Genomic DNA, 9,099 nt, shown 5'->3' on the forward strand with positions numbered 1-9,099 from the left:
CTTGTTATGTATGCAGTCGTAAAAACCGGGGGCAAGCAGTATAAAGTTGTCGTCGGCCAAAAACTTAAAGTAGAACAGATTACTGCAGACATCGACAGCCAGATCGTACTGAATGAAGTATTGATGGTGGCAGACGGTGAAGCAGTGGTGATTGGTGCCCCACTGGTAGCTGGTGCATCTATTTCCGCAACCGTGGTAACTCACGGCCGTGGCGATAAGGTGACCATTTTTAAAATGCGTCGTCGTAAGCATTATCAGCGCCATCAAGGCCATCGTCAGAATTACACTGAATTGCGTATCGACGCGATCGTTAAGTAATTCCGCCTTTTCGCATTTTCAGTAGGAGTGTTGCTACATGGCACACAAGAAAGCTGGCGGTAGTTCACGTAACGGCCGCGACTCACATTCAAAACGACTTGGTATCAAGGTTTACGGCGGTGAATTAATTCCTGCCGGTTCTATTATCGTGCGTCAGCGCGGTACAGAATTTCACCCTGGCGATAACGTCGGTATCGGCAAGGATCACACCTTGTTTGCACTGAAAGATGGCTATGTAAAATATGCAGTGAAAGGCGCTCTGAAGCGTCGCACTGTAATTATCTTGCCTTACGTTGGCGAAGAAGTAGCTGCTTAATTTATTAAGCTGTAGTGGTATATTTTAAAGCCCTGTCCATCATGGATGGGGCTTTTTTTCTATTGGAAGTTTTGGTTCTGTTGCTTGTTGTTTTTTTGCTTTGCTGGGTGATCTAACCTTGGTTTGGATAGCGCTCAAAAAATAACAAGCAACAGTACCTCGCCTTAAGTAAATGGGCGGTCTTCTAAAGTGTTTTGGTGGAGATCCAAATGAGATTTATTGATGAAGCAAAGATTGAAGCCATTGCCGGTAAGGGTGGTAGTGGTTCTGCAAGTATGCGCCGTGAGAAGTTTATTCCTCGTGGCGGCCCAGATGGTGGTGATGGTGGCCGTGGTGGTAGTGTTTGGGCCGTTGCAGATGAAGATATCAATACTTTAGTTGATTACCGTTTTGTAAAAAAATACAAAGCACGTGATGGTGAAGGCGGCCGTGGTGCAGATTGTTATGGCAAGGGCGGCGATGATGTTGAGCTGCGTATGCCTGTTGGCACGTCGATTGTAGATGCGGAAAGTGGTGAGCTGATCGCCGATTTAACCGAAAGCGGCCAGCGCGTGGTGATTGCTAAGGGTGGCAAGGGCGGTTTAGGTAATTTGCACTTTAAGTCATCAGTTAACCGTGCTCCGCGCCAAACTGCGCCCGCTGAAGAAGGTGAGCGTCGTGAGCTGCGTTTGGAGCTTAAAGTGCTGGCGGATGTGGGCCTGCTAGGTATGCCTAATGCGGGTAAATCAACTTTTATTCGCGCTGTTTCAGCGGCAAAACCTAAGGTTGCTGATTATCCCTTTACTACGTTGTTCCCCAATTTGGGTGTAGTACGCATCGATGATAACCGCAGCTTTGTAGTGGCAGATATTCCTGGCCTGATCGAAGGCGCAGCAGAGGGCGCGGGCTTGGGTCATCGCTTTCTGAAACACTTACAGCGTACAGGTATTTTGCTGCATATTGTTGACTTAGCTCCTTTTGATGAAGGTACCGATCCAGTGGCTGAGGCTTGCGCCATTGTTGAGGAACTGCGTAAGTACGATGAAGAATTGCATAAGAAACCACGTTGGTTAGTGCTGAATAAGCTGGATATGATCCCAGAAGAAGAGCGGGCTGAGCGGGTTGCAAACTTCTTGAAAGCTTATGGTTGGGATGCGGGCGCTCAGGATAAATACGCCGTATTTGATCCAATGCAGCCACGTCTATTTACGATTTCTGGCTTAACCGGTGAAGGTTGTCGCGATTTAACTTACGCGATTATGGATTACCTAGAAGCCGCTCGTATCTATACTCGTAATGAAGATAAAATTCGTGCCGAGCAGCTAGAAATCGCTCGCGAAGCCGCAGCTGTTGCCAAAGAAGCCGCTACTGCTGAAAAAGAAGCGGCAAAAGCCGCTGAAGCTCTTGCAAAAGAAGCTGCCAAGCAAGCGGCTACTCAGGCTGATTTATTAGCTTCAGACGATAGCGCCAGCGCTTAATTGTTTTTGATACACCCGCTGAATCAGCCCCTACGTGAAATGTTCGGGCTGGTGTCTAGCGGGTGTACGCGTTAAGCTCCCTTCCCTTCAGTATTCATCTGCCGGCCACATGCAGAACGACTCCGCACTCTTAGAATTTTTTCAGCCTGGCTTTGTGCCACTTGATCTGCCGCCACTGGCGGGGTTGATGCGCGCTCGTCCCTATCTGGACGCTTTTATTACACTGTTTCGCGGTGGCGAAGAAGAGGTGATGGTGCGTCTCTTGGTGCTGCGCGAAATTGGTGCGCGTGCCCAAGCTCCGCGCTGGACTCCACAAGATTTACAAGCTCACTTTGCTTATATCAATCCGGTTAAGCTAGAAACCGTACTTAAGCGTATCCGCGATAACGGCCTCTTGGTCTGGGATTCGGATGAGCAGCTTTATTCCCTTTCAGAGCCTGGCCGTATTGCCTTGGCCTCGATTGGCACTTTGGTACAGTTTTCAGACGGCGATGCTGAGCTGGGTTATTTAACCGCCCAAGTTGCTGCTGGCCAATCGGTTGGGCGAGTCGCACATGAAGCGCTTCAGCACCTGTTGGCGCGGCTTAATGAGCTGTACCGCGATTTTGAAGAAGCACTTGAATCGCAATCCGAGTTCCAAATTCGTAAAGCACAATCTAAGCTAGAGAGTGTTTGGAAATGGGTGGAAAAAGGCACTGAGGTGATGCATTCCATCCTCGATGATGACACCCTTGATTTGCAGACATTGAATCAGGCACAAGCCATTGCTACGGCGCAAAGCCGGATGCTGCGTTTAACCAGTGTTTTCCAGCGGCGCTTAAGCGAGTTGGCGGCTCAGCGTGTGCATTTGGGCGAATCAGGGCTCACTTCAACCAATGTGGCCGATTGGCTGCGCCGTTTAGATCAAGATACTTTGGCTAATTTGGGGCGCGACCTATTGATTTTTCACCCTGAGCCGGTGTTTGTAACGGCGGACGAGCTGTTAGATATTTCTGAGTACGAGCTAATTAGCCGTGAGCGGCTTGAGTATATCGAGAGTGCTCTGCCAGAGAGTGAAGTGGCAGAAGACGTTGAGGCGATGGAAGTAGAGCGTTTGCTAGATGCAGAAGCCCTGTTTGAAGAGTTGGGTGCCTTGGCGGCCCGTGGTGGTAGTGCCGAGCTATTTGAGCAGGTGTTGGCAGATACTTACAACGTTACAGCTTATCGCCTATCTTTGCTTTCTTTGCTTGGTGATGCTGATGCGGCACTAGAACAAAGTGTGGTCGCTGATTTGGTGAGGCTGCCCTTGTTCTTGGAGGCGGAGCCGGGTGTTGAGTTACTCGAACACTTAGAAGTCGCGGCGATTAGTCGAGGCCGTTTACGTCCTGTTGACGCTGTAAAATAGAAAGATGGCATATAATCTTTCTATATCGGACAGTATTAAGTGGAGTGAATGATGGGTCTTTTGGATGATCTAAAGCAGCAGGCCGAATCGGTACAAACGGATGATGCCGAGCAAAGGCGTGTTTATTTAGCCAATATGGGCTTCATTGAGGCGGCAATGGGCTCGGCTATGGCGTATTTTTATGAGCTAGCCAATCAGCTTAAAGTGGTCAAGCCAGTTAGCCCGCATGTTTATCGGGTGTGGGGAGTAGGCGAATTTATGCGGTTGAATATGACGCTGGCTGCGGCAAATTCCCGCAATAAATCGCTTGAGGGAAAGGACTGTCCTGATTACATTGAGTTTATTGTTGAGTGGCAGGGGACTGAGCCTTTACGCACCGTGTGTTCCTCTCAAAGTGCCGCTAAGCATTTAAAAGAGCAGCTGTGGCAATACGGCTGCAAGCTGGAAGAAAAAGTCCAATCTGCAGCGGATGGTAAGTTTATTCGTGCGGCGATTACGATCGCTCCTATCGTGCCAACGCGTTTTCGTTTCGATGCTGTGTATGAAACCGGCAAGATTCGTTTAAATATTCGTAATTTGGCCAATCTGGGCGAAGACCAATACGTGCTAAGCCCCGTGCAATGCACACCAGCACTTTGTGAAGAGTTGGCGAAGGCAATGCTGGGCAAACCTCATCAACTGGCTGAATTGCTGCGCTGATTTTGGCTGTTAAATATGTTTAGTTTGGGTGTACATGGATCAAGCTCTTAATATTTTGGTTGCGCGCCTCTTGGCGCATCGCTTCTTACCGCGCAAAGATCCTTTGGCGCGGCGCGCTTTGATTGATGAAGCGTTCCGTGAATCGCTGGATCACCGGCTAGCCGGTTGTGGCCTGCGCCTCTTAGAAAATCCTTACGCAGAATATATCGCCGTCGGCCTTGCTACCGAGATGGAAGACTGGGTCTTTGGTGAGGGAGAAAACTGGCTGTCCAATAATATGGGCATGCCACGGGATGCGATTGCCTTGCTGATTGTGGTTTGGGCCTTGATTATCTTGCCTAAGCGCCAGCGCCAAATTGCTTTGTCGGCGTCTGATCCAGACGATATGTTTGGTGAAGCATCACCAATAGAATTTGGCGATGAGGTGGCACCCGGTATTCCAGAAGAAGCTATTTATGCCGACTTTGGTAAAAAGCTGGGTGGTAAAGCGCGTTTCTCTATGAATTTAAGCCAATTGGCTAAGCTGGGTTTTGTAAATCGCCGCAATAAGATGGTTTATGAAGGCCCACTATTGGATCTGATGATTGATTACGCGCGTCTTGCTCCGCGAATCATCAACGGGGCGTTGGCTGATTTATTAAAGATTGATGCTGTCCATGTGGCAGAGCAGGTTGAGGACTAATGTTTCAAATTCGTGAGATTGAAATGGTCCACTGGGATTTTTGGCGCGCGATTCGTGTACCGCTAGATGCCCAGATTGTGACTATCGTCGGCCCAAATGGCTCGGGCAAAACCACTATGCTCGATGCCTTACGCACTTTGCTGGCCTTGCGCTGCTCAGGGCGGCGTGATTACAAGCGCTATGTTCGTAATAATAAAGAAAACTTTGCTTGGCTGCGCGGGGTGGTTTCTAATCCGCGCCGTGGTGAAGGCGGCTTATTCCCCTATCTGTTTTTCCCAATTACTAGCCCTGAGGTCACACTGTTTTGCCGTGTTAAAAAACAGGGTGGCGATTGGGTACGCCACTACGCTATTGCCGAGGGCGTAGTCGAGCTAACACCAGAAACTGAAAGTGGTTTGCAGTGGTTGGGCGTGAATGAATATAAGCGCCGGCTTGAATCTGCGGGCCTGACTGCGGCCATTGCCGAAGTCTTGGCGCTGGAGCAGGGCGACACCGATAAGTTGTGCGAATACAGCCCTAAGGCTTTGCTGGATTTAGTATTTCAAGTGTTTGGCGATAAGCAGGTGCTGGATAACTACCAAGAAGCCAAGTTGCGCCTAAAAGAAACTGAGGGTGAGCTGGGCAAGGTAGAGCAACAGATGGCCCAGCTTGGGCTGGATGTGGAGCGGATGAAGCTGCGCTCTAATAGCTTTTTAGAATGGCAAGCTTTGCAGCGCGATGTGCTGCGTTTAGAAAGTGATGTGGTGCCAGGGCTCAAATACCTAGAGCAATGGGATGGCTTGTTGGCGGGCTTGACGCAGTTCCGCCTCGCTAAAACCAATGTACGCGCTAAGAAACAAGAGTTGGATCTGCTGAATCAATCTTATAGCGAGTTTGATCAGCATCGTGAAGCGGCTTTGGTGTTTGAGCGCGAAGCAAAGCAAGCTTACGATAGTCACTTTGCTTTATTCCAGCAGGTGCGTGACGCTGCGCGTGATACTGAAAAACTGTTAAAAGAAGAAACTCGCCTGCGGGAGCTGGCCGAATCAGAGCACGGCCGCGATGCGGTCAGTATTAATGATCGATTATTGGCTTTAAAAGAGCAGCTCGCTAGCTTGCGACAATGGCTGCGTACGGCTAAAGAAGAGCGCCAGCAGCTGCTCGATATGCAAAACGTTTTGCAAGCGGGCCGAGCGCCTGGGCCAGATTTCACTCGAAATATGCGTGGAGCCTTGGATGAGGCCGCGATTCCGCATCAAGTTTTAACTGAGATCGTTGAAGTCACTGATGCAACTTGGCAGCAGGCGGTTGAGGCCTTACTTGCGCCTTATCGCCACATTGTTTTGCTTAAACGTGCAAGTGATCGTAATCGGGCTTGGGAAATTGCGCAGCGCTTACGCTATCGCCACTTTATTGTGCCGGACAGCGAGCCTGTACCGCGTGCGAATAAAGGCTCAGTATTGGAAGTGGTCGACTTTAATGGCGACGCACCGAGCTGGGTGGTGCAGTTATTAAATCGTACTCAGCGCGTGGTTACGGTTGAGGCGAGTGGTAAGGTTGATGGCGATTGGATCACCAAAGAGGGCTATCACAAAGAGCGCCGTGGTGGCCGCGATATCAGCGTGCGCCCGAATGATTTTGCCTTTGGTGAGGCAGCAAGGCAGTCGCGCCTAGGCGATGCACTGAGTCGCATTAAAGAATTAAATCACCAAATTTTAGATGCCGAAGCGCGTGATGTTGATTTAAGTCGTGATATCAGCGCCCATACCGAGCAATTAATGGGCATGCAGGCTGTGGTTCAGTTGGCGGCAAGGCAGGAAGAGTTTGCCGCCGCTGCTGCGCGTTTTCCTGGCGAGCAAGACTCAGTACAAAATTTGGGCGCTGAATTGGCTGCGGCACAAGCTGCTTGGGAAGCGGCTCGGGATGCGCGTGAAGAATTGCGCGTGGGTTATGAGCGCAGCAAAGATCAGCGTGAGCGTTTAGCTGGGCAAGTAAATTACCAGCAAGATTTATTGCAGCGCCAGCAGCTAGAAATTCAAAAACAGCTGCGCCAGTTGCGCGAGTTAAAAACCAGCATGCAAGCGCATCTGGCCGATGTTGCTGCCTTGAGCGCAGTGCGCGATCAATTTGGCAGCGTGCGCGAAGTGCAGCATTTACTAGAGCGCCAACGCCAGCAGCTGGCAAATGGCTCGTGGGAAACGGATGAAACCATCCTTGCCCGTCGCGATAAACTGCAAAAAGATTATGATGCAGTGCAGACAGACGCGGAAGTTCACCACAAAGAAGTGCAGCGCACTGGTGAGCTGACGCATGAAGCGCGCGCCGCCTATATTAATAAGCTGCGTGCCACCGTGCGCGCTTATTGCCGCAATATTGCCCGCTTGGGCCAACTGGCTGGGATTGATGTCGAGGCCGAAATGCCTCATCTGGATAACGATGATGCCGTACTTGCACAAGCAGGCTTGGCGGCACGTTTCAATTTTGACCAGAAAGGCATGATGGGCATGAATGATGGTGAAGCATCAGGTGGCCAACAGGTAATGAAGTCATTGATTCTGTTGATTGGCTTGATGATGGATGATGCCAATCCTTCTGGCTTTGTGTTTATTGATGAGCCATTTGCCCACCTAGATATTTTTAATATTGATCGCGTGGGTGCTTTCTTGAAAGCAACTCAGGCTCAGTATTTAATTACCACGCCGCTTACGCACAATACCAATGTTTATGCGCCATCTGATTTAACGTTGACCACCCGTAAAAAACGCCCTGGCGACACTTGGGCGCCGCTTATTCTTCAAACCCGTCGTCGGGTTGAAACTGCCCAACAAGAGTTGATTGTATGAAACAAGTATTCCATTTTTTCGCACCTTGCCCACGTGGTTTAGAAGGCCCGCTCGTTGCCGAGCTAGAAGTGCTGGGTGCCGACCAAATCAAGCAGACTGAGGGTGGCGTCGGTTTTGCTGGCTCTTGGTCGCTGATGTATGAGGCTAATTTACAGTCTCGCATCGCTAGCCGTATTCTGTGGCGCGTCGCAGAAAAAACATGGAAAACAGAAGACGATCTCTACGCCATGGCGCGTGATCTAGATTGGTCCGAGCTATTTTCAGTCGATTGCACCATTAAGGTGGGCGTTACCGCCTATCGCGTGCCGCAGATTCGCAGCCCAGAATTCGTCGCTTTACGGATTAAAGACGGCATCTGTGATCGCTTCCGTTTAAAAAATGATAAGCGCCCAAGTGTGGATACGGCTGATCCAGATATGCGTATTCAGCTATATCTAACTGATCGCATGGCTACGTTGTATTTAGATACTTCGGGTGAAGCGCTATTTAAGCGTGGTTACCGTGTGGAAACTGGGGATGCGCCGATGCGCGAAAACCTCGCCGCTGGCATTCTCGCCTTAATCGGCTGGACGCCTGCCGAGGCACTTTACGATCCAATGTGCGGTTCGGCTACTTTCCTTATCGAAGCTGCAATGATTGCCCGCAAAATTGCTCCAGGCGCGCGCCGTGAATTCGCATTCCAAAAAATGCGTTTGCATAACGAAGAAATGTGGCAAGAATTGGTGGCTGCAGCACGCGCAGCAGAAACCAAAGAAATCTTCCCTATCTATGGTAGTGATGTGGCCACCGCCGCGATTGCACATGCTCAGGCCAATTTAGATTACGCACGTTTTGACGACACCATTCATTTAAAGCAACTCAATGCAATGGATGCAAAGCCACCGGTTGAGATGGAAGGAGTGTGGGTTTCCAACCCACCGTATGGCGTGCGTTTAGATGAAAAAGAAAAACTGGCCGCACTTTACCCACAGTGGGGCGATGCGCTCAAAAAACGTTTCTCAGGCTGGAGGGCTTATTTCCTCACGGCAGATATGGATATCACTAAACATATGGGCCTCAAGGCTTCTAAACGTACCCCGTTATATAACGGTGGTTTAGAGTGCAGATTATTCGAATATAAGATGGTTGCTGGCGGTATGCGCCGTAAACCAACCGGTTCAGAAGAATAATCTACCGTATTTTAAACAAGCCGCTTCGTGAAGCGGCTTGTTTGCTTTGTAGCTGCTGAGTTTCCCCTTGATTTCAAACTAGTTAAATCAACTACTTAGCGCATTGCTACGGTTTTGTTGCGCGGTAGTGGTTGACCTAGTCAGTGATGCCCCGTATATTTCGGCCTCTCGCTGCAGCACACACAGCAACACGGTGATGTCACAGCGAGACGATCTTTAACAAAATACAGTCGATGAGTGTGAGTGCTTGAT

The 9,099-nt window shown here is 49.8% G+C and carries 8 protein-coding genes; all 8 read left to right on the top strand.

The window, feature by feature from the left end; translation table 11 throughout:
• Positions 1–6 precede the first annotated feature (6 nt).
• The 8 genes from rplU (at position 7) to Q0R17_RS10280 (ending at position 8,847) form a co-directional block, all read left to right on the top strand.
• The gene (rplU, locus tag Q0R17_RS10245; protein WP_046351465.1) at positions 7–318 is read left to right on the top strand and encodes a 50S ribosomal protein L21; all 312 of its coding nucleotides are present in this window, start codon (positions 7–9) and stop codon (positions 316–318) included.
• Between the two features lie 37 nt (positions 319–355).
• Positions 356–634, top strand: coding sequence for a 50S ribosomal protein L27 (gene rpmA, locus Q0R17_RS10250; protein WP_293934743.1), 279 nt, complete (start codon positions 356–358; stop codon positions 632–634).
• Between the two features lie 209 nt (positions 635–843).
• Entirely contained in the window at positions 844–2,091 is a 1,248-nt protein-coding gene (obgE, locus tag Q0R17_RS10255; RefSeq protein WP_293934746.1) for a GTPase ObgE, read from the top strand.
• A 109-nt stretch (positions 2,092–2,200) separates the two neighbouring features.
• On the top strand, positions 2,201–3,475 hold the full coding sequence (locus Q0R17_RS10260) for a hypothetical protein (RefSeq protein ID WP_293934748.1): 1,275 nt from the start codon (positions 2,201–2,203) through the stop codon (positions 3,473–3,475).
• 48 nt (positions 3,476–3,523) lie between these two features.
• Positions 3,524–4,174, top strand: coding sequence for a hypothetical protein (locus tag Q0R17_RS10265; protein WP_293934750.1), 651 nt, complete (start codon positions 3,524–3,526; stop codon positions 4,172–4,174).
• A gap of 34 nt (positions 4,175–4,208) precedes the next feature.
• Positions 4,209–4,856 (top strand): hypothetical protein, encoded by a 648-nt coding sequence (locus tag Q0R17_RS10270; protein WP_130105676.1) that lies wholly within the window; start codon positions 4,209–4,211, stop codon positions 4,854–4,856.
• Positions 4,856–7,678 (top strand): ATP-binding protein, encoded by a 2,823-nt coding sequence (locus Q0R17_RS10275; protein WP_293934755.1) that lies wholly within the window; start codon positions 4,856–4,858, stop codon positions 7,676–7,678. The genes Q0R17_RS10270 and Q0R17_RS10275 overlap by 1 nt, the downstream gene beginning before the upstream one ends.
• Positions 7,675–8,847 (top strand): class I SAM-dependent RNA methyltransferase, encoded by a 1,173-nt coding sequence (locus Q0R17_RS10280; protein ID WP_293934757.1) that lies wholly within the window; start codon positions 7,675–7,677, stop codon positions 8,845–8,847. The genes Q0R17_RS10275 and Q0R17_RS10280 overlap by 4 nt, the downstream gene beginning before the upstream one ends.
• Positions 8,848–9,099 lie beyond the last annotated feature (252 nt).

It is taken from the genome of Iodobacter sp., from assembly GCF_025352645.1.
GTDB lineage: Bacteria > Pseudomonadota > Gammaproteobacteria > Burkholderiales > Chitinibacteraceae > Iodobacter.

What these genes read in the sequence shown, in the direction of transcription:
- rpmA (WP_293934743.1), top strand. Translation starts at nt 356, where the DNA reads ATGGCACACAAGAAAGCTGGCGGTAGTTCACGTAACGGCCGCGACTCA.
- Q0R17_RS10260 (WP_293934748.1), top strand. Translation starts at nt 2,201, where the DNA reads ATGCAGAACGACTCCGCACTCTTAGAATTTTTTCAGCCTGGCTTTGTG.
- Q0R17_RS10270 (WP_130105676.1), top strand. Translation starts at nt 4,209, where the DNA reads ATGGATCAAGCTCTTAATATTTTGGTTGCGCGCCTCTTGGCGCATCGC.
- obgE (WP_293934746.1), top strand. Translation starts at nt 844, where the DNA reads ATGAGATTTATTGATGAAGCAAAGATTGAAGCCATTGCCGGTAAGGGT.
- Q0R17_RS10275 (WP_293934755.1), top strand. Translation starts at nt 4,856, where the DNA reads ATGTTTCAAATTCGTGAGATTGAAATGGTCCACTGGGATTTTTGGCGC.
- Q0R17_RS10280 (WP_293934757.1), top strand. Translation starts at nt 7,675, where the DNA reads ATGAAACAAGTATTCCATTTTTTCGCACCTTGCCCACGTGGTTTAGAA.
- Q0R17_RS10265 (WP_293934750.1), top strand. Translation starts at nt 3,524, where the DNA reads ATGATGGGTCTTTTGGATGATCTAAAGCAGCAGGCCGAATCGGTACAA.
- rplU (WP_046351465.1), top strand. Translation starts at nt 7, where the DNA reads ATGTATGCAGTCGTAAAAACCGGGGGCAAGCAGTATAAAGTTGTCGTC.